Source organism: Paenibacillus sp. sgz302114, assembly GCF_056120345.1.
The window spans coordinates 925,876-949,447 of the sequence record NZ_JBVYOI010000001.1 but is presented as its reverse complement, the minus strand read 5'-3'; the positions used below and the strand labels follow the sequence as shown (position 1 = coordinate 949,447).

General features: G+C 53.0%; 25 protein-coding genes. 3 read left to right on the top strand and 22 right to left on the bottom strand.

The features are described 5' to 3' along the window. Positions 1-92: 92 nt before the first annotated feature. The 3 genes from AC0LWF_RS04375 to AC0LWF_RS04365 form a co-directional block, all read right to left on the bottom strand. Positions 93-428 carry a metal-sensitive transcriptional regulator gene (locus AC0LWF_RS04375; protein WP_474650314.1) on the bottom strand — a complete coding sequence of 112 codons (336 nt, stop codon included), beginning with the start codon at positions 426-428 and terminating at the stop codon, positions 93-95. Positions 429-652: 224 nt separating this feature from the next. Continuing rightward, positions 653-835, bottom strand: coding sequence for a hypothetical protein (locus tag AC0LWF_RS04370; RefSeq protein WP_090573318.1), 183 nt, complete (start codon positions 833-835; stop codon positions 653-655). 118 nt (positions 836-953) lie between these two features. Continuing rightward, on the bottom strand, positions 954-1,487 hold the full coding sequence (locus AC0LWF_RS04365; RefSeq protein WP_474650313.1) for a hypothetical protein: 534 nt from the start codon (positions 1,485-1,487) through the stop codon (positions 954-956). A 236-nt stretch (positions 1,488-1,723) separates the two neighbouring features. On the opposite strand from AC0LWF_RS04365, the gene AC0LWF_RS04360 reads away from it, so the two are divergent. Next, complete coding sequence (locus AC0LWF_RS04360) at positions 1,724-2,194, top strand: C40 family peptidase (RefSeq protein WP_474650312.1); 471 nt, start codon at positions 1,724-1,726, stop codon at positions 2,192-2,194. A 29-nt stretch (positions 2,195-2,223) separates the two neighbouring features. Here the strand turns inward: AC0LWF_RS04360 and AC0LWF_RS04355 are convergent, their stop codons facing one another. Further along, positions 2,224-3,507, bottom strand: coding sequence for a voltage-gated chloride channel family protein (locus AC0LWF_RS04355; protein WP_474650311.1), 1,284 nt, complete (start codon positions 3,505-3,507; stop codon positions 2,224-2,226). Positions 3,508-3,651: 144 nt separating this feature from the next. On the opposite strand from AC0LWF_RS04355, the gene AC0LWF_RS04350 reads away from it, so the two are divergent. After that, positions 3,652-3,807, top strand: coding sequence for a DUF1540 domain-containing protein (locus AC0LWF_RS04350; RefSeq protein WP_474650310.1), 156 nt, complete (start codon positions 3,652-3,654; stop codon positions 3,805-3,807). Positions 3,808-3,966: 159 nt separating this feature from the next. Here AC0LWF_RS04350 and AC0LWF_RS04345 read toward each other — a convergent pair whose 3' ends face one another. From AC0LWF_RS04345 to AC0LWF_RS04335, 3 genes are all read right to left on the bottom strand, one after another. Beyond that, positions 3,967-4,770, bottom strand: coding sequence for a sugar phosphate isomerase/epimerase family protein (locus AC0LWF_RS04345; protein WP_474650309.1), 804 nt, complete (start codon positions 4,768-4,770; stop codon positions 3,967-3,969). An 85-nt stretch (positions 4,771-4,855) separates the two neighbouring features. Further along, on the bottom strand, positions 4,856-6,613 hold the full coding sequence (locus AC0LWF_RS04340; protein WP_474650308.1) for an ABC transporter ATP-binding protein: 1,758 nt from the start codon (positions 6,611-6,613) through the stop codon (positions 4,856-4,858). A 51-nt stretch (positions 6,614-6,664) separates the two neighbouring features. Beyond that, positions 6,665-7,636: a serine hydrolase domain-containing protein gene (locus AC0LWF_RS04335; RefSeq protein ID WP_474650307.1), complete on the bottom strand. Its 972-nt coding sequence runs from the start codon at positions 7,634-7,636 to the stop codon at positions 6,665-6,667. Positions 7,637-7,735: 99 nt separating this feature from the next. On the opposite strand from AC0LWF_RS04335, the gene AC0LWF_RS04330 reads away from it, so the two are divergent. Next, entirely contained in the window at positions 7,736-8,506 is a 771-nt protein-coding gene (locus tag AC0LWF_RS04330) for an alpha/beta hydrolase (protein ID WP_474650306.1), read from the top strand. A 76-nt stretch (positions 8,507-8,582) separates the two neighbouring features. Here the strand turns inward: AC0LWF_RS04330 and AC0LWF_RS04325 are convergent, their stop codons facing one another. The 15 genes from AC0LWF_RS04325 to serS form a co-directional block, all read right to left on the bottom strand. Continuing rightward, positions 8,583-9,932, bottom strand: a complete 1,350-nt coding sequence (locus AC0LWF_RS04325) for a beta-propeller fold lactonase family protein (RefSeq protein WP_474650305.1) — start codon at positions 9,930-9,932, stop codon at positions 8,583-8,585. Between the two features lie 500 nt (positions 9,933-10,432). After that, positions 10,433-10,642: a hypothetical protein gene (locus AC0LWF_RS04320; RefSeq protein WP_474650304.1), complete on the bottom strand. Its 210-nt coding sequence runs from the start codon at positions 10,640-10,642 to the stop codon at positions 10,433-10,435. A gap of 73 nt (positions 10,643-10,715) precedes the next feature. After that, a complete protein-coding gene (uraH, locus tag AC0LWF_RS04315) occupies positions 10,716-11,066 on the bottom strand; it encodes a hydroxyisourate hydrolase (protein WP_474650303.1) in 351 nt (116 codons plus the stop codon). Next, on the bottom strand, positions 11,063-12,064 hold the full coding sequence (gene pucL, locus AC0LWF_RS04310) for a factor-independent urate hydroxylase (RefSeq protein WP_474650302.1): 1,002 nt from the start codon (positions 12,062-12,064) through the stop codon (positions 11,063-11,065). Before pucL ends, uraH begins: the two co-directional genes overlap by 4 nt. Positions 12,065-12,081: 17 nt before the next feature. After that, entirely contained in the window at positions 12,082-12,588 is a 507-nt protein-coding gene (gene uraD, locus AC0LWF_RS04305) for a 2-oxo-4-hydroxy-4-carboxy-5-ureidoimidazoline decarboxylase (protein WP_474650301.1), read from the bottom strand. Continuing rightward, the gene (locus AC0LWF_RS04300) at positions 12,585-13,094 is read right to left on the bottom strand and encodes a (2Fe-2S)-binding protein (RefSeq protein ID WP_474650300.1); all 510 of its coding nucleotides are present in this window, start codon (positions 13,092-13,094) and stop codon (positions 12,585-12,587) included. The genes uraD and AC0LWF_RS04300 overlap by 4 nt, the downstream gene beginning before the upstream one ends. 20 nt (positions 13,095-13,114) lie before the next feature. Beyond that, positions 13,115-15,445 carry a xanthine dehydrogenase subunit D gene (gene pucD, locus AC0LWF_RS04295; protein WP_474650299.1) on the bottom strand — a complete coding sequence of 777 codons (2,331 nt, stop codon included), beginning with the start codon at positions 15,443-15,445 and terminating at the stop codon, positions 13,115-13,117. A gap of 2 nt (positions 15,446-15,447) precedes the next feature. Further along, on the bottom strand, positions 15,448-16,359 hold the full coding sequence (locus tag AC0LWF_RS04290; protein ID WP_474650298.1) for an FAD binding domain-containing protein: 912 nt from the start codon (positions 16,357-16,359) through the stop codon (positions 15,448-15,450). Between the two features lie 14 nt (positions 16,360-16,373). After that, entirely contained in the window at positions 16,374-16,973 is a 600-nt protein-coding gene (locus tag AC0LWF_RS04285) for a nucleotidyltransferase family protein (RefSeq protein WP_474650297.1), read from the bottom strand. Beyond that, complete coding sequence (locus AC0LWF_RS04280) at positions 16,906-17,973, bottom strand: XdhC family protein (RefSeq protein ID WP_474650296.1); 1,068 nt, start codon at positions 17,971-17,973, stop codon at positions 16,906-16,908. The genes AC0LWF_RS04285 and AC0LWF_RS04280 overlap by 68 nt, the downstream gene beginning before the upstream one ends. A 220-nt stretch (positions 17,974-18,193) precedes the next feature. After that, complete coding sequence (locus AC0LWF_RS04275; protein ID WP_474650295.1) at positions 18,194-18,520, bottom strand: hypothetical protein; 327 nt, start codon at positions 18,518-18,520, stop codon at positions 18,194-18,196. A 79-nt stretch (positions 18,521-18,599) separates the two neighbouring features. Next, positions 18,600-19,907, bottom strand: coding sequence for a DUF4129 domain-containing protein (locus AC0LWF_RS04270; RefSeq protein ID WP_474650294.1), 1,308 nt, complete (start codon positions 19,905-19,907; stop codon positions 18,600-18,602). Beyond that, a complete protein-coding gene (locus AC0LWF_RS04265) occupies positions 19,904-20,998 on the bottom strand; it encodes a DUF58 domain-containing protein (RefSeq protein ID WP_474650293.1) in 1,095 nt (364 codons plus the stop codon). The genes AC0LWF_RS04270 and AC0LWF_RS04265 overlap by 4 nt, the downstream gene beginning before the upstream one ends. A gap of 27 nt (positions 20,999-21,025) precedes the next feature. Beyond that, complete coding sequence (locus tag AC0LWF_RS04260) at positions 21,026-21,991, bottom strand: AAA family ATPase (protein WP_474650292.1); 966 nt, start codon at positions 21,989-21,991, stop codon at positions 21,026-21,028. Positions 21,992-22,072: 81 nt separating this feature from the next. After that, positions 22,073-23,362, bottom strand: coding sequence for a serine--tRNA ligase (gene serS / locus AC0LWF_RS04255; RefSeq protein WP_474650291.1), 1,290 nt, complete (start codon positions 23,360-23,362; stop codon positions 22,073-22,075). Between the last annotated feature and the right edge of the window lie 210 nt (positions 23,363-23,572).

The window sequence follows — 23,572 nt, the reverse complement described above, 5'->3', positions numbered from 1 at the left end:
ATCTTACTTCTACCTTAACATACCCCACGGGGGTATTTCAATAGGCGCGAAAAATGATCCTACGCACATGTACATGCCATGCTCGCAGGACTTTACTTCATCAGCTTGTTCATCGTAACCAGCAGCTCTTTCACGACATCGTTATCCCCCTGCTGAATGCGATCAATCACACAGCTGTTCATATGATGCTCCAGCAGCAGCTTGCCAACGCTGTTCAGCGCAGATTGCGCCGCGGCGATCTGATTGAGGACATCATCGCAGTAAGTATCCTTCTCGATCAGCCCTTTCACGCCGCGTATCTGGCCTTCGATCCGATTAAGCCGCGTAATGAGCTTATTCTTGACCTCATCCGAATGCGCACTCTTCCGGTGTCCCTCCGCATGCGAGTGCTGATGGCTATCACAAGCTGCTTCCTCCCTATTTTCCATTCCGCGCACCTCCTTCTGCTTCGAACTATATCATACCACCCAGGGGTATACAACTGAGCAAGCAAAAACGGCTTCGCCTTACAAAATAGGCGAAACCGTTTTGTGCGGAGGTATCAGATGAGTATAAAGAATAATAAAAATTTATACTTTCTGATATTCCAAAAGAAAAAGGCATCCCACAAGCCAACAAATGGCCTGCGAGACACCTTCCCCACGTTGTTATATTAGTATTTGTAAGGACCTGGGCCTGCTACACCAGCGACGTTTCCTGGCATATTACCAGGACCATAGCCGCCGTGACCTCCGCCTACTCCGCCAACGCAGCCACAAATTACGATTACGAGCAGAATGAAAAGTACGAGAATGACGCCAGCACTCGTAAAAGCTCCACCTACATGACCAGACATGAGCATTGCACCTCCTGGGGTATTGAGTACTCTTTAAATTATGTACAGAAGGTGCGGATGGATTGGGTGTTTGACCGGGAGACATTAATTCGGGTACAAACGCCTAAGCCCCTTAGATTTAGATTTGATATAGAAACACAGCTGCCAGAATGAAGATGCCAAAAGCGAATACATACGGATGAAACAGCACCGACTCCTTCACCTTCGCCGCTGTTTCTTCCCTTGCGCCTTGCGACTCCTCGCGAATGAGCTGCTGAAGCACGACATGAATGAACAGATAGATCACGTCAATGAACACGGCCATCATCTCAGGGTGGCTGCCAAGCATGACTCCCAACATCGCGCCCATCATGCCGCCCATTATGCCTGCAAGCATACCGTCAAGCGCCGCCATCGCGCTGATCGGCTTTCCAGCCATATAACCGCAAACGATGCCGAGCAGTACGGCAAGCACGGTTGGCGAAGTCAGATCATGCGGATAGAGGATACCAATAATCGTGCCGACGGAGACACTTGCCATCATCGCAATCGTCATCGCAATCATCATGCCCGCCATACAGCTAAGCTTTGCGCTTCGCTGCCGCGTACGAACGATGGAATAACCGGACAAGCCGACAATACCAGCAATGCTGCTGAAATAGAAGTAATCCATCACGCATGCCGCCCCTTTATCCGCCTAACTTTTCACACCATTTCATGATAGTATTCGATCGCGCCTGTCAATATGCGCTCAATGAAGATTTTCTAATCGAATTCTCATACTACGCTTGAAAGCCTTGTCATTGCTTACGAATCCGCTTACCAAGTAAATGATGGGATTTTTTCTTGTGCTATAGTGGCTTTAGGTCATTTTGTCCTACCGAAAAAACAACTAATGGGGGAACAATTATGAAAAAGACAAAAATGGGCAAGCTAGCTTTGAGCGTAACGCTTAGTTTTTCATTATTAATGGGCGGCGCTGTGGCACTGCAAGCAAAACCAGCACACGCAACCTCTTCTGCTACGGCATCGGGCATCACCAGCACAGGTAAAAAATATTTGGGAACACCCTATAAATTCGGCGCTTCGACAAGCACAACACGTGTATTCGACTGTTCTTCGTTTACGAAATATGTGTACAAGAAGTATGGCATCAATCTGCCACGTTCCTCTTACAGCCAATCCAAGGTTGGTTCATATGTAAGCCGCAGCAACTTGAAGGCTGGCGATCTGGTCTTCTTCTATAAGCCTGTTCACCATGTCGCAATCTATATCGGAAATGGCAAAATTCTGCACACGTACGGCAAGCCAGGCGTCGTAGTCTCGAGCCTCAATTCCGGTTGGTGGAGCCAGCACTATACAACAGCACGCCGCGTCTAATGCAAGAAGACAAGAAGGGAAGAAACGCTCTAATGAGGAGCGGTTCTTCCCTTCTTTTTAGCGTTTGCGCGTCCCTGCCATAGCCCCGCGCCAGGCACTCGAATGAGAAAGCGCGGCCTCGGCACTCCGAGCAGCTGTGATTCGTATATGCCTGCGTGGCCGGAGAACATATAGCTGATGAGGCAGACAACGATCATATAGCCGATCCCTGCGCCGCCGAACAGCTCATAGCCGAGAACGATGCAAGCAAGCGGCGTGTTGGCTGCCCCAGCGAATACGGCAATGAGGCCAAGTCCTGCAAGGAAAGGAACGCTTAGATGCAGTGCAGGCGCAAGCGCATTTCCGAGCGCGGCGCCTATGACGAAGAGCGGTGTCACCTCTCCGCCCAGAAAGCCCGAGCCAAGCGTAATGACTGTAAATACGCTCTTCCAGACGAAATCAACAGAAGGCAGCTGCTCATGGAACGATTGCACGAGCAAGGGCAAGCTTAACCCGAGATAGGTCCGCGATCCCGCGATGTAGACAAGCGCGATCACCACAGCTCCGCCGATGAAGCTCCTTACATAGGCACGCGGAACGATGCGGCTGAGGACACTCTTCATCTGCTTGACTCCCATCACGAACAGCCAGCTCATCAGGCCGAAGCAGATCGCAGCTGCAGCTACTTTCAGAAGCAGCGGCATCGAGAATGGCGGAATGCCGCCCATGCTGTACGAAAGATGCTTGATGCCAACTGCGCGCGTTAGCCAATCTCCCACGAATGCTGAGATGACCGCAGCGATGATCGCCCTATATGCAATTCGCCTTCCCATCGTCACCACTTCAAGTGCAAACACCGCACCTGCGAGCGGAGTTCCGAATACAGCTCCGAAGCCGCCGCTTATGCCGCATAACAATAAGATCCGCCGATCCACTGCATCCGCTCTTACAAATCGCGCAGCGAGATCCGCGAGACTGCCCCCCATCTGAACAGCCGTCCCTTCACGTCCAGCCGATCCGCCGAATAGATGCGTTACCCATGTGCCCAGCAAAATCATTGGCGCCATTCGCAGCGGAACACGTTCTACAAGGTTTGCTTGCACAGAACGAATCTGTTCTACAATGAGATTGTTACCGCGCGAAGCAGCCCCGCCCCACTTCAAATACCCATAACTGACTGCCGCTCCTGCAAGCGGAAGCAGAAACAACAGCCAAGCATGCGTTTCGCGCACATCCGTCACAGCATCAAGCCCAGCTAAGAACAGCGCAGATGCTAAACCAGATAATATCCCAACAATGAATCCGTATAACACCCATTTTACAATTGTACGCATCGCTTGCCGCCTCTTACCTTTCTACCCGAAAAAGTTATTCCCATCATAGCTGTTTCAATATGACATCGGCAATAAACTTCTCGTATGGGGTATAAAAGGCATGGCAAAACGCCCATCCTAATTAAGAATGGAGGTGATCTACTTATGGCAAAAGACGTACTGTGTGAAGTGAACTCCTGCAAGTACTGGGCTGCAGGCAATAACTGCAATGCTTCGTCCATCTATGTCGTCAGCAACCGCGGACAGCAAGCGAAAAACTCAGAAGAAACAGATTGCAAAACATTCGAGTCCAAAATTTAAGCTCTCAGGTGCAGATGAATGTCGCCGTCCCTACGGCAAAAGCTCATATTGTGTAAGAAAAACAATGAGCCGCCTTGTCAGAGGCGGCTCATCCTGTCCCTCTATACCGTAGTATAGCCAACAGTGATAATAATTATCATTGAGAATGGAATTATTCGATTAAACCCACTGTTTCACATTTTCACGGAAACGTCTGTAGATCCAGTCGTTCACTTCCCACAGGTCCGCAACCGGCACATTCGTGTGCGGTAGTGTGTGCAGGTAGCCTGGAGGGCCGAATTCTGGTGCAACGTAAGCGAATTGTTGGCCCCCCGCAGCACGAGCTTGAATCATCTGCTTCCACCAGCCCTCGAACAACGCAACCTCAGTTGCATATTCAGGCGCGGATGGGTCTGGAACTTGTGGACCTTCCGCATAGCCAACACGAGCGTGGATGTGCAGCGTGCGGGATACAGCAAGCGCGATATCCGCTTGATTGTCTTCCAGATGCGATTCACATACGCATGTCCAGTGGCTGAAATCTGCCGTCAGCTTCAGCTCAGGCAACGCTTCGAGCAAACGAGCTGTCGTCCAAGGCGTAAACATCGCGCGCTGGCGGTGCGTTTCGTGACCGACCATAAGGCCAGTCGAACGCTCGACTGCAAGTGCTTTTGTGAAGAAATCAATTTGCTCTTCGAATGTCATCGAGTCGCGTGCGCTATGCGAGTTCACAAACAACGGTTTGAACGATACAGCGCGTTCCACTTGCTCTTGGAAGCTTGCTGCATGATCAGTGCCGCCTGTGAAGATCTGTGGTACGAAATCAAGACCGAACTCTTGAAGAAGCTCTTTAAACTCCGATTCTTCAGCCGCATCCGGCATAGGTGTTTCAACCCCGTCAAAGCCTGCTGCTTGAATGCGGGTAAACATTTCGCGGTAAGTGCCTTCCATTCCCCATAGAGGTTTCAAAAATTTCGTTTGCAAGAGTTTGTTCCTCCTAAAGTCTATTACCGTTATAATTTGGTTTTCAGCTACCACTATACACGCTGCATGTCCGCCGTGACTACGCTTATTCTACGATTTCTACACTTTGCAGGCGTAATTGTTGTGTCGCGAACTCGCGGTAAAGAGGGTGCGTTTCCAGCAGCTCCTCATGGGTGCCGCTTCCCGTAAGCTTGCCCTTCTCAACAAAAATAATCTGGTCCGCGTCGACGACCGTGGACAGCCGATGCGCGATAACGAGCGTCGTGCGGCCAGCCATCAGATTCTTCAACGCCTCCTGCACAACGACCTCGGACTTGCTGTCCAGAGCGGATGTCGCTTCATCGAGCATGAGTATCTTCGGATCACGCAGCAACGCTCTTGCAATTGCGATCCGCTGCCGTTGTCCGCCTGACAGCTTGATACCTCGCTCGCCAACCTCCGTATCATAACCTTCCGGCAGCTCGCTGATGAAAGTATGCGCATAAGCCATTTCGGCTGCCTTCATAAGAGCTTCATCGCTAACGTCGTGTTCGATGCCATAACTAATATTCTCCTTGATCGTGCCTGCAATTAGCGGACTCTCCTGTGAGACATACCCGAACTGACTTCGCCATTCCCGCAGATTGAAGCTTTGAATCGCTTCGCCACCATATTCGATGCTGCCGCTCGTAGGCTCGTAGTAACGTTCCAGCAGCGAGAACAGCGTTGTTTTGCCGCCTCCGCTCGGTCCAACAATCGCTGTCACCGTGCCTGGTTCGACGCGGAAATCAAGGTTCGTGAGCACTGGTTCACCGTTGCCGTAAGCGAAGCCGAGGCTGTTCAACGTGATTGGCTGCGCCGCCTTACTAACTGGCTTCCCTTGCTCGTGATCTTCCTCTGGCGAATCTAGAATGGAGCTAATCCTTTCCGTTGCGCCGACCGTCTTCTTGAACTGGGTGAAGAACGTCGTAATTTGCGTCATTGGCATTACGATCTGAATCAAATATAGAATGAAGGCAACGAGTTCGCCTGCGCTAAGCGCACCCGAGGCGACGCGCATACCGCCGTAGCCGATAATGACGACGAGCAGCATCATCATAACGAAATACATGAGCGGCGCAATTAATGCCTGCACTTTCGCTTCCCTGACACCGAATTTATACAAGCTCTTGATCCATTTGCTGCCTGCTGCATATTCTCTGCGCTCCGCATTCATCGACTTTACAAGCCGCACTTCCGAGAGCACCTGCGTAAGCGTCGTTGTGAACGAAGCCGTCTCCTTCTGCAGCCCTTTGGAGATCAGATACATCTGCCTGCCGAGCGGAGCCATGAACAGCGCCGCAATCGGAATGACGCCGAGCATGACGGAGGTCATCTGCCAATCCATATAGAACAAGACGATGACAGATCCGATGACGCTAATGATGCCGGACAAGAAATTCGTTAAATTCTCAGCGATCAGCTGCTTCACAATGCCGGTATCGTTCGTCATGCGGCTGATCGTTTCCCCTGTCCGATTGCTGTCATAAAAAGGGATCGGAAGCACAAGCAGCTTTTTCCACAGACGATCCCGCAAATTCGCGACGATGCGCTGACCCGCTACGTTAAGCATGTAACCGGAGAAGCCGCTGACGACCGCCTGCAGAACAAAGATCCCGCCGAAGCCGGCGATCTGCTTCCAGCTCAGATTGCTTATCGAAAATCCGTCAACGAGATTTTTCGTAAACAGCGGTATGATTAACGAGACAGCCGTTCCCGCCAAGCTCATGATGATTGCAAATATAATCAATGCTTTCGAAGGCCTCGTCCTCGCAATCAGCCGCAGCAGCTGCTTCCAATTTCCTTTCGTTTCTTTCTCTTCCATGACTCATCCTGTCCTTCCCCTTTGGTGTTATGAGCGAAATCTTATCACCGGTTAATGAACGGAAGATGAACAGAATGGGACGATGACTTCGAGCAGAAGTTGTTTGGCATAGATCGCGCTGCTTTTGCCCTCTGGTTCCTTGCGTATCGCTGCCACCACCTTAAGGGAAGGTACAACGGCAATATATTGACCCCCATATCCTTTGGCGAAAAAGAAGTCGATCACTCCGTTATGTGCCTGCGAGGAAACCCACCAGTGATAACCGTACTCCCCGAATATCGGAGGCTCGTAGTGAGAGAACCCTTTGTGATGCGCCGTAGTTGATGCCGCTACCCACGCTTCTGGCACCACCCGCTCGCCTTCCCAGTGACCGCCCTGCAGGTAGAGCTGACCGAACTTCGCCATATCCGCCACGGTCAAATGCAGCCCCACTCCACCTTCATAGATGCCTGAAGCATCGCTGTTCCATCTTGGACGCCGGAATGCGAGCTTCTTGAACAGCATCCGATCGGCAAAATCATAGGTGGACATGCCAGTCACCTGCGTCAATATCGCTGATAACAGATGCGAGCCGCCAGAATTGTAGGCAAAAGCATCTCCCGGCCCATGCTCCATCGGCTGAGAGAGAATGAATGAAACCGGGTCATCCGTGCGCTTCATCTGCCAGTATGGCTTATCAAATTCCGGCCACTCAATCCCAGAAGTCATGGTAAGCAGATGCTTGATCCTTATCGCGTGTTTCCGTTCATCCTCTGCTTGATCAATTTGCGGAAAATAGCGGCTGATTGGCGTTTCGACGCTTTCGATCAGTCCTTGCTCTAGAGCAATTCCAATTAGCGCGGATAAGATGCTCTTCGTACAGGAGTAAACTGCGCCGATGCGATCTACGCCTTTGTCATGCCATTCCCAGAGCAGCGAGCCGTTTTGCAGCACGGCGACATCTCGTATTTTCCAAGCGTGCAGCTGCTCTTGCAGTTCGTCGGTCAGCAAGCCCCGTGGGGTGCCAATTGAAATCAGCTTCATTGTGGACGTTCCTCGCTTGCTCGTTTAAGTTTTTTAGTATTATGTGTACAATTAAGTAGATTAGATCCACGCGATTACATACCTGTCTAGGAGGCGCTTATGGCACTTATTCAATGTGATTTCTTCTCGGAAACGCTCGGACTCTCCACTTCAATGAACGTTATTTTGCCGCAATCGGCCCCATCTCAGATCGGCATGGACTCCAAAGCGGCTGCACAGACGAAGCACCGGACGTTGTATCTGCTGCACGGCTTGTCCGATGACCACTCGATCTGGCTTCGCCGCACTTCGATCGAGCGCTATGTCGCATCGCTTGGCATCGCGGTCGTCATGCCTGCCGTCCACCGCAGCTATTATGCCAATATGGTATCCGGCGGCAAGTATTGGACCTTCATCAGCGAAGAGCTGCCGGCAATTGCTCGTTCGTTCTTCCCGTTGTCGGACCGCAGAGAAGATAACTTCGTCGCAGGCTTGTCTATGGGCGGCTACGGCGCGCTCAAGCTGGCGCTGAACAAGCCAGAGCAATATGCAGCGGCAGCCAGCCTGTCCGGTGGTATCGATGTGGCAAGCTTCATTGATCGTATGCCGCAGGAAGCTAAGCTAATCTTCGGCACGGACAATTATGTGAATGAGCTGCCGAACAATCTGTACCTCGCAGCGGATACGCTTGCAGCGCAAGCAGACACCCCTATACCGTTATTATACCAATGCTGCGGCACGGAAGACTTCCTCTATGAGGACAACATCCGATTCCGGGATCATGTGAAGCAGCTGAATTTGCCGCTCACTTATGAAGAAGGACCGGGCGAGCATGAATGGGGCTATTGGGATCAACAAATCCAGCGCGTGCTGGAATGGCTGCCCCTCTAAGGAAGACTAAGCCGCAGATATCGGGTGCATGTCATGAACGCACCTCGCGATTTCTGCGGCTATTTTTACACTTTGCTTAGTGGAGCAAGATTGGCGATATCGCAACGCCTGACGGGAAGCTTCCTGTCGGCAGAATCGCAATGGGCAGTTGGCTGGCTACTTCAATCGCCGCGACATATCCGAAGGTGAGAATGCTCACATACACTTTAGCCCCGTCCGGTGTAATCGCCACATCGCTCGCATTACTGCCGCCTGGCAGCTCAATGTTGGTCAAGATCTCGTTCCGTGACAGGTTAATGACCGTCACTTCATCCCCGCCACGCGCTGCCACATAAGCAAGCGCTCCGTCCGGTGTGATGACGATCTTCTGCGGATCTGCACCTGCATCCAGCTTGATCGACGTCACCATTGTATTCGAGCTTAGTCGGATCACATAGACACGATCATGATGTACATCTGTCACATATGCAAACGTTCCGTCAGGTGTAATAGCGAGAGAAGACGGCTTTGCCCCATGCGGCAGCTTTATCATCGGCAGAAGCGTTTGCTTCACCGTATCAAGAACTGCAATCGAGGCTTTGTTAATGAGGCAGCAATACACGCGCTTCCCATCTGGCGCAATAGCCATTTGAACCGGATCACTCCCTTTTGGCAGCGGCACCAGCTTCACGAGCGATCTTGTTACAGTATCCACGATGATCAAATAATCTTCGACCAGCGTCGTAATGTACGCCACCTGGGCATGCTTCGCAATCGCAACAGCAATGGGCACAGCTCCTTGCGGCAACATGTACTCCCCGGTTACTTCGTGGGTTAGCGTATCAATGACACGAACCGTTTTGTCTCCTTGGCAGGTGACATATACCTCGCGTCCGTCTGGCGTGAAGTCGAGCGTTCTCGGACTGCTGCCTGCCGGAAGAGGAATCGTTGCAATACGGGTATGCGTGGCCGTTTGGATGACCGTAATGGAATGCTGCGTATGATTCGCGACATAGGCATGCATCATTTCATCCATATAACCCCCGGTGACGGGAACCTGCTGCTGCACAATAAGCGCGCCTTCCTCATCTCGCTCCGCAACCGACGCTGTGACTTCCCCTGCAGCGAGCCCAGTCGTCGTAATCCGTACCCCATACAGCTGCAAATGACTGACGTCATGCTCCATCATAAACGTACATGATGCCTTTTGCTCTGGCTGAAGCTGTACGAGCGTCGAACGCTCCATTTGAATCTGTCCGTACCCGCTAAGCAGGCTCTCCCCATCCCCTTCCATTGATTCGCTTTGCTTGCTGCGCGGCGAGACTGCCGAATAAATCTGAATGCCAGCTGTTGCTAGCTGTCTGCCACGATTCATGACATGAATGGTCAACGATACGGTGCGCCGTACTTCCCGATTAACGAGCAGCCCTGTATCCAAGATCGGCATAGGGACGCCTCCTCTACTCTTCCATACCTTCATCGTATGAACGACTAGAGTAAAAGGCACGAGACAACACACTAGGTCTAATTAGTAGATTGATGAGTCTTTCGCTTGGCTGCTGTGTGGTGCAGAGCGCCCTTCTCGAGCTCTCCACGAACGAGATCGGCATTTGTCCGAGTGCCCGCCAAGCTGCCAGCACCCCCGACTCTAAGCTCTCTCCAGTCTCCTGCGCCAAAGCGGCTTTTTCCTCTCTCAGTTAACTTTTCTAGCAATACGCGGATTGAGAGAGGCTTTTTCCTCTATCTGCGCCTCGATTGTGCTATTAGCTTCAAATTTCAGCTCTGAGAGAGGCTATTACCGCTCTTGGACCACCATTCCCATCATTTCGAGCGTTGAGAGAGGCTTTTTCCTCTCTAAGCGAAATTCTCGCCAAGGTGTATCCGCACTAAAAAACCCGCCGTGTGAACACGCGGGTTAGGCTCTTAGCCGACTGTTCCGGGACAGAATCAGCCTTGCGGCCCACTGGAGAACAGCTCTTTAATCTCTTTTAGTCTTGCAATCATATGTTTAAGCTCGATCGCGAGGAAATCTTCATTCGATGCTGCAAAAGCATTCTGCAGCTGAACTAGCCCGTCTGTCGCGGCAGGCAGCAGCTTAAACGCTTCAATCGCATGCTGATAGTACGGATGCACCGAGGGTATTGGCTGATCTGACATAAGTTTTACGCTCCCTACATGGTTGGTTGGTAAAATATTCTACCACTCTGCCAGCTGGAATGCAAAGTTTGCTTCAGCTGCCTCGGTAGGTGCTATATCCACCAGGTGCAACGAGCAGCGGAATATGATAATTCGAATTCGAATCGGTTACGGTGAAGCGGACTGGGACACTGCTTAGAAACGGCGCAGCTTCACGAAGTCCATAATACTCCCCTACCGCGAAGATCAGCTCGTATTCACCGATGTGAAGCTCGCCGCTGTTCAGCAGCGGCTCATCGACGCGGCCGTCAGCATTGGTGACAGCGCACTTCACCAGCTGCGGTTCTCTGCCGAGTGATGAACGTACCCATAGCTCAATACGCATGCCGACAGCCGGCTTCCCTTGAGACGTATCCAGCACATGTGTAGTAAGCCGCCCTCTCATGGTGAAGCCAGCGGCTTGACCGAAGCGCGCGAAGCAGAACCGCAGTCCGCCATTTCAAATTCGCCGCTCGTCAGATCGGAGCGTTTGAGCGAGAAGCCTTGAAACCCATAAGGAGGACGCGGTTCCGTGTAGACGCAAGCACGCGCATGCGGATCGTTACCAAGGATCGCTTCCCACGTTCGGTTGTTCGATTCGAAATGGACTGCTGCCAGCTGCGGAAAACGGGTCAGCAGATGAAGCCCGATTTGGCAGACGAGATATTGTATGGATGGTGATGCGATGGAATGGAAGATATGCTGTGCAAGATCCCGGACTTGCTCTGCCGGCACGTATCGTCCTCTCGAGCTGTCGAGTGCGTCAGCAATATCCGTGTAATGCCAGTTCATGTGCAAGTAGATAAACAGCGGTCGATCGTAGCTGTCCGGCAACGTCGTATATTCATCCCGAATAAAACCGTAGAACGAACTGCCGCTTACTTTTATAAGCTGCAGGTCAGCGAGGCCGGATAAATGCGATACGATCTCGCCTCCCTGGTCGCTGCGGTTCATAACAAGCGATGCATGCGCATGCTCGTTATGCGATGGTTTGAAGACGAGCCCGCTGCTCTCGCGGCCCCCTGCGCGTACAGTGTCAAAATGGATTTTGTCCGCCTGGATGTCTACGGTGCTGATGTGCGGGTATTGATCGAGGAATGCTTCGCCGACGAACGCGAGGAAGCCTTCTGTTGTACTGCCGCTATACCTGGCAGCTTGCCGGAGGATGAAGTTCTTCATCGAATCGGTTGCTACGACGAGTGAATTATCCCCTTTGCTGAACGAAGTGAGCAGCTGCTCGCTGCTTACGGAGAACTTCACATTATGGGCAAAAATCACATTGGACTCTCCGATATAAGCCGACTCTGGAATCGGCTTTACTCCAAGTGGTGCCGCATACGTGCGGTAAGTGAGCACATCGCCTTTGCCGTAATACAGCGTACGGCCATCTCGTAGCTGCAGCATGTGATCATCTCCCTTCTTTATTCTTCGATACTCCGCTGGATGCGCAGCCAAGAGATGCGTTGAATTTCAAGCAGCGCTTGCCTGCGCTCCTGAGCCTGCGAATGTTCGAGCCGGACTGCCATCGCTGCGGCAATTTCCGACTTGCTTTTGCCGTAGACCGCGATAATGAATGGGAACCCGAATTTCTGCAAGTAAGCAGCATTCAGTTTGGTAAATCGGCTGAATTCCTCCGGCGTCAGCTCTTGCAGCCCTGCTCCCGCCTGTTCTTCTTCAGAGAACGCAGTCATCTGAATACGAGCCGCGAGGCCGGGATGTGCGCGCAGCAGGGCGAGCACTTGCTCCTCCGGCGCTTCCTTCGCCACTTGCAGCATGGCTTCATGCAGCTCCAATAACGAATGAAAGGGCCTCATGCCCCACGCCCTCTCCGCTACCCAAGGCGAATGCTCAAATATCCCGCCGAGCTGCTGCGTGAACAGTTCGCGGCTCATCGTGTTCAGCTGCCACAGCTGAAGCCTGTCGTTCATGTCGAATCCCTCCCTTGTTCAATTGCATGCTGCACAGCTCGCCGTATCCCGCCATATCCGGTGCAACGGCACAGGTTGCCGGATAACGCTTCCTCCACTTCAGCCTCCGTCGGATTTGGATTCTCCCCCAGCAGCGCTGTGACGGATATGATCATGCCTGGCGTGCAATAACCGCACTGATAACCGCCTTCCATGAGAAAAGCTTGCTGTACCGGATGAAGCTCCTCTCCTTCGCCTGCAAGTCCTTCAATCGTCGTAATGCGCTTGCCCGCGCATTGAAAAGCCATCGTTAAGCAAGCATTCACCGGTTTGCCGTCAATGAGAACCATGCAAGCTCCGCATCTGCCGATTTCGCATGCCACTTTCGTTCCGGTAAGCAGCAAGTCATCTCGGAGGATCGTCAGCAATCTTTTGCTTGCAGGTACATGCAATGCGATCGGTTCATCATTAACGGTACAGTTGAACATTGAATGCGTAAAATGCTGCAGCTCCGATTGTTTCTTCATCGCGATCCCCACCGCCTTTCTTACGCAAATCTCGTTTGTTCGATGAGTGAATGAGGGTCGATTGGCAGCTGGCTCAGCCGCTTGCCGGCCGCGTCGTAAACAGCCGACAAGATCGCCGGAGCCAATCCGACGGAGCCGATCTCTCCAATGCCTCGCGGACCATAAAGGTCACCATCAGCCAATTGCTCAATCGGCTGCACCGCAATCCGGCCGCTTGCATCTTTCAATGTCGGAATGAGATACGTATCCAAGTTTCGGGTTACATAATGCCCACCTTGCATGAGCGCTTCTTCAGTCAAGGTGTAACCGAGCGCCATTATGCTGCCGCCTTCGATCTGCCCGAGGTACCCTTGAGGATTCATAACCGGACCGGCTGCGATTGTATGAAACTGGTCAAGGACATGAACCCGTCCCGTTAACGTATCCACCCCGACTTTCACTGCGACAGCGGCGAAGGTGTACAAGTAATGCGCGCCAGTACGATTGAGGGACGTTGTCGGATAAGCGAACTTCGTTTCAGCGCGAATCGGAATCTGTCCTGCTGCCTGCGAACGAGCTGCCAGTTGCTTATAGCTAATGACCAGCTCGCCATCGCTGGCTGTCGCCCCCACTTGTTGCTCAGGCTGCTTTAGCTTCTGCCATACGCCGCCAGCACCTAGCCGCAGCTCTTCTGCAGGATGGCCGGTTAGAGCTTCAGCCGCCTCAAGCATTCTCCGTTCAAAAGAAGGCCGAAGCTGCTGCAGCGATTGCCACATCATCGTCGTCGCCCTTGACGCGGTCGTTGATCCGCTGTCTGGCACCGCGTCCGTGTCGCCGATGACAAGCCTGAGGTCTTCGGCAGCGAAGCCGAATTGCTCCATCATCATCAGCTCAAGTGTCGCAAGCAGTCCCTGCCCGCATTCTTCGTAGCCGAATTGCGCTTCGATCTTCCCGTCCTCGGCGAGGACAAGCCTGCCGCCCGCCGGATCAGGGATGCCTGCGCCGAGCCCCGCGCCGTGCATGATGAAGGCGGCGCCGATGCCTGTGCGCAGCCGCGAATTAATCGCTTCCTCCTCCGTTGCTGCTCGGCCGCTCTGCTGTTGACGCAGCTTCTCGGCCCAGATCGGCGATGAAGCGAGCGCATCCCATACGAGCTGAGCGCCATTCGTCGGCGCAATCGGCTGACCGAACGGGCCGGGATCGTCTGCTCTTCGCATATTGTGCAGGCGGAAAGCCCACGGATCCATGCCGCTCACCTCGGCAAGACGATCCATCTGCCCCTCCAGCGCCAGGAGCGCCTGATTGCCGCCGAAGCCGCGAAATTCCCCGGACATCCCGTTATTCGTATAGACCGATACGCTTTGTATATCGACATGCTCGTAGCGATAAGGCCCAAGCACATGCTCGGTAGCGAAGTTCAGCACCTCAGCGCCAAGTGTCGCATACGCACCTGTATCTGCCGTAATGGTGACCTGATGAGCTAGAATCGTGCCAGCTTCGTCGACTCCAGTCCGCATCTTAATCGTCATCGGATGGCGCTTCAGACCGGTTCGGACCGATTCTTTGCGAGAATTGTGGAGCTTGACTGGCCTCTGCGTGTGAAGGGCTAGCAGCGCTCCATACGGCTGTACATTCAGCTCGTCTTTGCCACCGAAGGAGCCGCCGATTGGGCTGGAGACGATACGAATCGCCTGCTCGGACAGCTTCGTAATTCGAGAGAGCTGCAGCCGATCCATGAAGCCATGCTGCGTTGGCGCGTATACAGTGAGCCTTCCTTCTTCCTCTGGGACGAACAGACCGCCTTCGGTCTCCATATAGGTGTGCATTTGGCGCGGCGAACGATAGGTTTCCTCAACGATGTGCTTACAGCGAGCGAACCCTTGCTCTACATCTCCTCGTTTGAATTCCGCTCGATGCAGCACGTTCCCTTTCGCGTGGAGCTGCGGCGCGTCCGGCGCAAGCGCAGAAGCCGGGTCATCGACAACGGGCAGCACCTCATATTCCACTTCGATAAGCGCTAGCGCTCGCTCTGCTAAAAGTGCGGTTTCAGCTGCTACAGCAGCTATGGCATCACCGACATAACGCACCTTGTCGAAGCAGAGCACGGGCTGATCCTGCATGGCAATGCCGAATCCGTTCAGACCCGGCACATCCTTGTAAGTAAGAACGGCATGTACGCCTGGCAACCGCTCCGCCTTCTCCGTATGGATCGCAAAGATGAGCGCATGCGGATGAGGACTGCGTAGAACTCTGCCAATGAGCATATGGGGCGCTATCCGGTCGGTCAGATAGGATAGCTGCCCGGTCACTTTTCCACGACCGTCCGGTCTCGTACGCCAGCGCGTGCTGCTGGATTCCCGGTTTAAGAGCATGTTCATCCCTCCGAACGTTGCCACTTCTGCCATAGTCCTGCGGCAATAAGATTAGCGGCAGTCTGCTTCCGATAAGCTGTGGATACGAAGAGATCGCCAGCAGGCTCAATCTCATCTACCAGCTGTTCATAGAACTGCTCCATAAGCTGCGGCTCCAGCGTCTTCCCCACGAGAAGCGCCTCCGACTTCGGCAGTCTCACTGGTTTCATGAGACCGCCGCCAGCTGCAATTCGGATGCGGCTAACCTCCCGACAAGCGCCTGCACCTTCTAGTTCTGCTACAAATCCGCAAGTGACGACGGATGGCGTGAATGCTTCCCTTCTCCCCACCTTCTCATAGTAGGCAAACACCTGACCAACAGGAGGAGAAGGCTGCTGCATCTTAAGCTTGAGCTGGAGCAAAATCCGCCCTTGCTGCCGAATGACATCCTTTGACTGCGCCAGCCATTCAGAGACAGGTTCCCATTGCGTGCTATGACCATCATGCCAGAGCAGTTCGGCTTCATAGAGGAGGAGCGCAGGCAGCAGATCACCTGTCCTAGAGCCAACATTGCCGCCAATTGTAGCTAGATTGCGAATCGATGGCGCAGCAATCGTCCTGATCGCCTCTGTCACTAAAGGATACTCACCCGCAACCAGAGGATCGCTGCGCAATACGTTTAATGGCGTTAAGGAACCGATGATCAACTCATGTCCCTGCATCGCTATACCTCTAACGCCAGGGATTGAAGCAAGATCGATGAGATGGCGAGGCATCGCGGACGAATCATTCTCCCATTGAACCGCTAACCAAGTTCCGCCTGCGATATATTCGCAATCAGGGCCATAGCTCTGCTTCAGCCGCCATGCCTCTGCCGCATCGTGAGGTTGCCAGACCATCGCGTATTCCCCGGCCATGTTCATTTGCGCTGTCACAGGCGATCCCTCCTCTACTTCGCATTCATCTGCAGCTGCGACCAGAGCTCGCGCGCCTCCCCAAGCTCCTCTCGTGTATCAATGTCCATGAATGTCCACTCGGCGGCGTAACGAACGACTTTCCCGACATAATCCGGCGATTTCAGAATATGTCTAGCTCCGCGATCTCCATCCAGCTCCAGCAGCTGCGGAAACAGCGATTTATTCAAAATAAGCGGTGGCCCTACTGTCTCCCCGTAGCCGCTTGCAACATAGTGCACCGAGGGGTCTTCGCGATAAACATATACAAGTCGTTTCAGCAGCGACGCTGAAATAAACGGCTGGTCAGCGAGGGCGACGAGCACAGCATCCATCTTCTCAGGCAGCAGCGCTGTGAGTCCGCTTCGCAATGAATAAGACATCCCATTAGCCGCGTCCTTACACGGCGTTATACGAAATTTCGGAAGCGAGGCGATCCGATCCTTCCGATTACGATCACACAGCCAGAGCAGCGGATCATCCGAGCGTACGACTACCGTGAGCGGATGAAAGCCACAATAGCGCAGCTCATGCAAGCCCTGGCCTCCAACCGTGATGCCCGGAGCCAGCTCCAGCGACAGCTTCGGCTCGCCCATCCTCCTGCTCGAGCCCGCCGCCAAATAAATGCAGCCGATTCTCATAAATATCCTCCCTCTCCACTGCCGCATGAACGGATCGGGAATGAACAGCAATAAGTTCTGCGGCGATACTAATCGCAATTTGTAACGGGCCGTCAGCTCCAATCGACAGTCCGACTGGGGCATATACATTGCTTGTTACGGTCAGACCATCTAGCAGCATGGCGACCCTCGCTCGTGAGCCAAGAATGCCGATATAGCTAAGCCCAAGCGGCAGCGCTTGTTCCAGCATCGTACGATCCTTCAGTTGATGATGGCTGCAAATAATAAGGTAATCGCCTCGCCCCATGTTCAGCGAATCTTGAATCTCAGCCGGCGACCCGATCACGCTATGACCCGATATCTGACGCTCCTCGCGCCAATCGGCGGTAATTACGTGAAATCCCGCACTTTCTGCAAGTGCCGCTATCGCCTCGGCATCATTACCTGCGCCGAATAGGATCAATCTCGGCCGTGGCATCCACTTCGAATCAAGAGATGCGTGTTCAGATCCCGCTGTCTCATGGCCCGCGATGTTTACAAGACCTCGATTGAGTGAATAGTCGATGAATGGACCTCGCCACTTCCTCAGGAGCTGGGCTGGTTTACCGTTTTGAAGTAGTTGTGATGCTGCTTGCAGTATGAGTAGAAGCTCTCCCTTTACCACTTCCAGCAGAACCGTGATCTCACCGCCGCAGCCAATCGCTTCTCCCCAAATCGCATCCTCATGCGGTTTCATGTTATAAGTAACAAGCTCCGGCAGCCCTGAAGAAGCAATCGAGTCCACTCTCGCTTGCAGATCATCCTCCAAGCATCCGGGACTTATGCTTCCCGCCTTGGTTCCACCGGGCAGGAACAGCATGGCGGCATCTTTCTTACGGTACGAATGTCCAGTGGTCCGGACAATTGTGGCGAGAACCGGGGACGTTGTTCCTTCTTCCATTCCGTCCAATACAGCGAGCAACGAAACCATATCCATGCTGGGCTCCCTCCCTGAATGATCCTGACATGTCCATCGCGTCGTGCAGCTCAGTTGTAAATGTTATATTATATAACATATTAGTTCCATTCGTGCTTATTTTCAAGCTTTTTATGTTAATTTACATAACACAAACATTACATAAATTACCTTAAAATAAAGCCCCTCTCGCCTAGATCCGAACGGATCGCGAGAAGGGCTATTTCAAACCGGTCACTCATTATTGCATATAAGAATTCGAATTTGCACTTGCGCCTTGGAATTGCGCCACCGTATGCTGGATTTTCTGCTGGATCAATTTAATTTGGCGTCGCTGTGCATCCATTTGCATCTGAAGCTGATTCTCCGCTTGCTGCAGCTCCTGCTCAATGCTGCGCAGCTGCTGGATCACCTGCTGCACCTGCTGAGACTTTGGATCAAGCCCCACACGCTTCAGCGCTTGCTGAGCCTGCTGCTGCTGCTCCAGCTCACGCTGCCTCACCTGTGCTTGAAACTGCTCATAGCTGAGCTGCTGGCTGCTCCCAGGCGGTTGATTTTGCATATTCATTCCCTAGTCCTCCCTCGCGACACTTTTCAAGTTGTCCGCAAGTAGGATGCCCAGCTGCTGGTTAAATATGTTCATTTCACTAACGTTTGCTTTTTTCGTCCGTACGCCCCATCGAGTCGGCGAGTCTGCCAACTTGCTCATCCGACAATTTCCCGCTACCGTAGCGAACTTGCTGATACGCTTGCACAAGCTCTGTCGTAGCTGTATCTGCATGGATCAGTTTCTGGGACTGCAGTTCTGCCGCCACCTCCAGAGGAGTGAGTGACGGTCTGAACGCATACCCTTTCTTCACGCTGCTGCCGATCCAGCGCCGGTACAAGTACCGGACTCGCGCTTCATTGTCCACCAAGTCCTTCCAACGGACACGAGGCTCCTTGGACCGTCCCCGCCATAGCTCGCTCAGCTTTCGAGATTTTTGAATTCGCTCCACCTGGTCGACATACCCTTTAGATGAGCTCCCTTTATCCCTGCTAAACAGATCTTTCAGCTTCTGCTGAAGAGATCGGAGCCATTCTGGCAGATGCTTCAGCTGGCGCAGAAATAGCCATAGGATGAAGCAGACCACGATACCGACAATGACATAAAGTAAAATATCCACCCAATGAGGCATCGTTCTCGTAGGCTTGCCCAGCAACTCAGTCGGAAAAGGCGACTTATCTTGACCGCCATCTGCCTGAAGCGGCGACTTAACGTCTTCTTTCGGCATTTGCCGGTACAACTCTTCAAAATAACGGTATATGGCGCTAAAGATCGCCTGCATCTGGTAAGAGATGACGATCAAGACCGAAATACCTGCGATGATACCGACAAAGATCCGGTTATGGCGCCTTACTGTAGGCTCGACCACCGGTTTCACGGCGCCGGATAGAGTCTCGCGATTCACATTGCTTCTGTTCGTCTGGAACAAGGTCACCACGAGCGCGAACAGCCCGCAGACGAGAACTAGATTTTGGTAATGATCAAACTCTGCCTTGAAGCTAAACACGATCGAGCAGAGGAAATAATACATCAGTCCGAGTACGAATTCCCGCGGCATCATGCGATTAAGCGCCGGCGTAATCACATATCTGCCGCCACGGTACGCAGCTGCTGCAAGCAGAAGTGCCGTATAGATGCCATCGAAATTCACGCCGTATAACGCTATGCCGCCCGCTCCGCCGATAACTGCCGCAACGAGCACACGCGGAAACGCACGGACGAACCGAATGATCGCATTCACGCCATAGCCGATGACGTAGACTACGAATAGGAGCAGCAGCATTTCTGTAAGCGTAGGAGCAAAGCTTGGCCTATAAACATAGACAATCAGAACAAGCGGCAAATGCAAGAGCAGTTCTATTAACGCAGTCGGTAGGAGCAGTCTTGTGCCCGTAAGCCTATTTATCATCCTGCAGCCTCCTCTTGTTCCCGAACCGGAAGCCAATCGACCGAATGACCGTTATCACGAAGCTTACGCATCGCACTCTCAATCTTCTCGCTCATAAATGCCGAGATCACAACGACATCGTAGCGCTCTTCCCACTGTTCCGCAAGTTTGTCAATCATCGCATCGAATGGCAACGCACGTACGATGACGAGCTTAGCCAGCTGATTGTACAGATGGACCAGATGTTCTGATCCACTACCTCGTTCCACGGACATCACAGTCCCTGGTTGATCAAGCTCATGACCGTTACATGCAAAAGCTGTCTCCATGCCCTGCTCCGTCGCATATTGCAGAACAGCCGCCGCATACCGAATGCCTTCCTCGATGAGCGGCGTATTGTTCACGACCTCCCACATGCCTTCATGATCCTCGACGTTCAGCAGCACAACCAGCCGGTAGTCCGCCGTATAGTCGCGGCGGTGAACCTGCAGCGATCCCGCACGCGCGGTCGCATTCCAGTTAATCGACTTGAGGGAGTCGCCGGCCCGGTATTCCCGAACGCCGCTAATCGCGAATGGATCTTCGACGATCCATCGTTTCACCGTAATATCCCCCTGCCAGCTTCGCGAGGGAAGCTGGATTAGCGAAGGATCGGCAGGCTGTGGGTAGACGAGCAGTTCCACCTCAAGCGGCACAGACTGATAAGCACTGAACGCGCCAAACAAATCTCCAAAAGTTAATGACGCGCTGGAAATCCGGTAGCAGCCGCGCGTTACCGCTTGCACGGTATGCCGCCTTGTCAGCTGCTTATTGCCCATCAAACTGAACAAACTCCGGTGATTCTGATAGAACTGCCCTTTACTCACATCAAAATTGGAATCGCTGTCAAATTTCAAGCCGGCATGCATTTGCGATTCGACGCGAAGCCATGGCACTGGAATGATTTTACGGTTCGCAATCCGCTCCAACATCTCAATGCGATCCCCTTCGAAGCAAGTCGCCACACTGAAGGAACGCGTATAACTAACGCCGCGCATCGCCCGATATTTGAAAATAAAACGCTGCACCATAATGACCACCAGCGTGCTTAATATATACCATTGAATTCCCATCGCTCTCTCCTCCTCCCGCCTTTTCGCTTATGAACGGGAGACGAGCGGAGCGTCTGCTGGCACCGGTACCGCCGCCAGGATCGCTTGAATGACATGCTCTGCCGCGTATGCACGCATACGCTGAACGCTTCGCAGCGCAATACGATGCGCAAGCACGGGAACAGCCATCGCTTTCACATCATCAGGAAGCACGAATTGCCGTCCTGCAATCGCCGCCCTAGCTTGGCATGCGCGCAGCAGCGCTTGCGAGCTTCGCGGACTTGCTCCAAGCGCCGCATCCGGGTGAACGCGAGTCGCTTCTACAATCGCAAGCATATAGCTGAGCAGCTCTTCACTGACAGCCACGTTCGTATAGATCGCTTTAGCTTCCTCAAGTTCAGAGACTCCAATGACAGGCTCCAGCTGTTCGAGCGGACTGTTCTCCATGAATCGCTTCATGATCGCGATGCCTTCCTCATTGGTCGGATAGCCCATTTTCAACTTGAATAGAAAACGGTCAAGCTGCGCTTCCGGCAGCGGGAACGTGCCCTGCTGTTCAATCGGATTCTGCGTTGCAATAACAAGGAACGGCTTGCCGAGCTGGTGCGTCTTGCCGTCGATACTCACTTGACGCTCCTCCATGCTCTCCAGCAAGCTCGATTGGGTACGGGGCGTGGCACGGTTAATCTCGTCTGCCAGTACGATATTGGCGAAGAGCGGTCCCGGGCGGAATTCAAATTCCGAGAGCTTCTGATTATAGAAATGAATGCCAGTCAAGTCTGACGGCAGCAAATCCGGCGTAAATTGAATCCGCTTGAACTCGCCATCAATCGACTTCGCTAGCGCCTTGGCGAGCAAGGTCTTGCCCGTGCCCGGCACATCCTCCAGAAGCACATGACCTGATGTGAGTATCGCAATAATGAGCTTATCTACGATATCTTCTTTACCGACAATGACTTTACTGACATTAGAACGAATACGATCTGCCGCGTGTGCGATTTTCCCCAAACTCATACAGGCTGTTCCCCTCTCGTTTCCCATTCCGTGGAAGATTATCCATTCCAGTATACCCGCTATTAGACAGGCAGGCTAGACCTAGACTTCCAGAACGGCCCTAAGCTCGGCCAGCCCGCGCATATAGGGACGAAGTGCGTGCGGAATGTAGATCGAGCCATCTTCTCGCTGATGGTTCTCTAGAAGCGGTATGAGGATGCGCGGCGACGCGATCATCGTGTTGTTCAGCGTATAGGCATAGTGCAGCTTGCCTTCATCGTCACGGTACTTAATATTCGAGCGTCTCGCCTGAAAATCAAGCAGAAGCGACGCCGAATGCGTCTCGCCATAGCTGCCGCGGCTTGGCATCCATGTCTCAATATCGTACTGTTTGTAGTTTTTCTGCGACATATCGCCGCTGCAAACCGCAACGACGCGGTAAGGAAGCTCCAGCAGCTGCAGCAGCTCTTCGCTGTTTGCCGTCATCTTCTCCAGCCACGCGAGCGATTCCGCCAAGTCGGCGCGGCACAATACGACCTGCTCGACTTTCGCAAATTGATGCACCCGGTATAACCCGTGAACATCGCGCCCCCCCGATCCAACCTCGCTCCTGTAGCATGGCGTGACCGCCGCAAGCCGCTTCGGCTCGGTCAGATCAATCACTTCATCGCTGAAATATGCAATCAGCGGCACTTCCGAAGTTCCGACAAGCCACTTGTCTTCACCGTTAACGGCGTAGGTCTGATCCCGATTCGCTGGAAAATACCCCGTTGCAACAAGCGTTTGTTCTTTCACGAGAACAGGTACGTCGAGCGCCTCGAAGCCCTTATCAAGAAGCAGATCAAGCGCCAACTGCTGAACGGCGCGATGGAGCTGTAGCCCGTAATTTCGCAGTACATATTGGCGCGTACCCCCGATCTTCACGCCACGTGCCAAATCAATCATTTCATGCTGTTGCCCGAGCTCGATATGGCTGCGTGGCGTGAAATCGAACTCCGGCGCCGCGCCTACTCGCCTGATTTCCACATTATCCTCATCGCTCTTGCCAATCGGCGTGTCTGGCGACATCAGGTTCGGTACGAGCAGCATATGAGCTTCATACGCGGCAACAACCTCGCGGTACTCCTCTTCCGATTGCTTCAATTGCTCCTGCTGGGCAGCAGCTTCCTCCCGCTCCGACTGCGCTTCCGCTTTGCGCCCTTCACGCATTAAACCCTCAATCGCTTTCGACCGACGGTTACGCGCAGCGCGCAGCGATTCAGTTAGCTGCAGCAACTCCCGCCTGCGGTCATCAATAGCGAGCAGCTCGCGAATATTAATCCTGATGCGCTTCTGATCTGCCGCCTCCTGGAACTCATTTGCTTGCTGGCGAATTACGTTAATGTCTAGCATGGTGAACACTCCTCGTCAATTTTTGTATAAACGAAAAAACGCGCTCCTCCAGTCCCCTGACATGGGACGAAGAACGCGTTCGCGGTGCCACCCAAATTAGCTAAACAAGTTAGCTCTCTTTAGTTCGCAGATAACGGTGCGAGAACCGGAATGCTTGGAGTGTTCAGCTATTGTGATGATTCGCAAGAATAGCCAAACGCTGTACGCAAC

Bases quoted from the DNA above. Each gene is read 5' to 3' on its own strand.
- AC0LWF_RS04375 (WP_474650314.1), bottom strand. From the start codon at position 428: ATGGAAAATAGGGAGGAAGCAGCTTGTGATAGCCATCAGCACTCGCAT.
- AC0LWF_RS04370 (WP_090573318.1), bottom strand. From the start codon at position 835: ATGTCTGGTCATGTAGGTGGAGCTTTTACGAGTGCTGGCGTCATTCTC.
- AC0LWF_RS04365 (WP_474650313.1), bottom strand. From the start codon at position 1,487: ATGGATTACTTCTATTTCAGCAGCATTGCTGGTATTGTCGGCTTGTCC.
- AC0LWF_RS04360 (WP_474650312.1), top strand. From the start codon at position 1,724: ATGAAAAAGACAAAAATGGGCAAGCTAGCTTTGAGCGTAACGCTTAGT.
- AC0LWF_RS04355 (WP_474650311.1), bottom strand. From the start codon at position 3,507: ATGCGTACAATTGTAAAATGGGTGTTATACGGATTCATTGTTGGGATA.
- AC0LWF_RS04350 (WP_474650310.1), top strand. From the start codon at position 3,652: ATGGCAAAAGACGTACTGTGTGAAGTGAACTCCTGCAAGTACTGGGCT.
- AC0LWF_RS04340 (WP_474650308.1), bottom strand. From the start codon at position 6,613: ATGGAAGAGAAAGAAACGAAAGGAAATTGGAAGCAGCTGCTGCGGCTG.
- AC0LWF_RS04335 (WP_474650307.1), bottom strand. From the start codon at position 7,636: ATGAAGCTGATTTCAATTGGCACCCCACGGGGCTTGCTGACCGACGAA.
- AC0LWF_RS04330 (WP_474650306.1), top strand. From the start codon at position 7,736: ATGGCACTTATTCAATGTGATTTCTTCTCGGAAACGCTCGGACTCTCC.
- AC0LWF_RS04325 (WP_474650305.1), bottom strand. From the start codon at position 9,932: ATGCCGATCTTGGATACAGGGCTGCTCGTTAATCGGGAAGTACGGCGC.
- AC0LWF_RS04320 (WP_474650304.1), bottom strand. From the start codon at position 10,642: ATGTCAGATCAGCCAATACCCTCGGTGCATCCGTACTATCAGCATGCG.
- uraH (WP_474650303.1), bottom strand. From the start codon at position 11,066: ATGAGAGGGCGGCTTACTACACATGTGCTGGATACGTCTCAAGGGAAG.
- pucL (WP_474650302.1), bottom strand. From the start codon at position 12,064: ATGCTGCAGCTACGAGATGGCCGTACGCTGTATTACGGCAAAGGCGAT.
- uraD (WP_474650301.1), bottom strand. From the start codon at position 12,588: ATGAACGACAGGCTTCAGCTGTGGCAGCTGAACACGATGAGCCGCGAA.
- AC0LWF_RS04300 (WP_474650300.1), bottom strand. From the start codon at position 13,094: ATGAAGAAACAATCGGAGCTGCAGCATTTTACGCATTCAATGTTCAAC.
- pucD (WP_474650299.1), bottom strand. From the start codon at position 15,445: ATGCTCTTAAACCGGGAATCCAGCAGCACGCGCTGGCGTACGAGACCG.
- AC0LWF_RS04285 (WP_474650297.1), bottom strand. From the start codon at position 16,973: ATGGGCGAGCCGAAGCTGTCGCTGGAGCTGGCTCCGGGCATCACGGTT.
- AC0LWF_RS04280 (WP_474650296.1), bottom strand. From the start codon at position 17,973: ATGGATATGGTTTCGTTGCTCGCTGTATTGGACGGAATGGAAGAAGGA.
- AC0LWF_RS04275 (WP_474650295.1), bottom strand. From the start codon at position 18,520: ATGAATATGCAAAATCAACCGCCTGGGAGCAGCCAGCAGCTCAGCTAT.
- AC0LWF_RS04270 (WP_474650294.1), bottom strand. From the start codon at position 19,907: ATGATAAATAGGCTTACGGGCACAAGACTGCTCCTACCGACTGCGTTA.
- AC0LWF_RS04265 (WP_474650293.1), bottom strand. From the start codon at position 20,998: ATGGGAATTCAATGGTATATATTAAGCACGCTGGTGGTCATTATGGTG.
- AC0LWF_RS04260 (WP_474650292.1), bottom strand. From the start codon at position 21,991: ATGAGTTTGGGGAAAATCGCACACGCGGCAGATCGTATTCGTTCTAAT.
- serS (WP_474650291.1), bottom strand. From the start codon at position 23,362: ATGCTAGACATTAACGTAATTCGCCAGCAAGCAAATGAGTTCCAGGAG.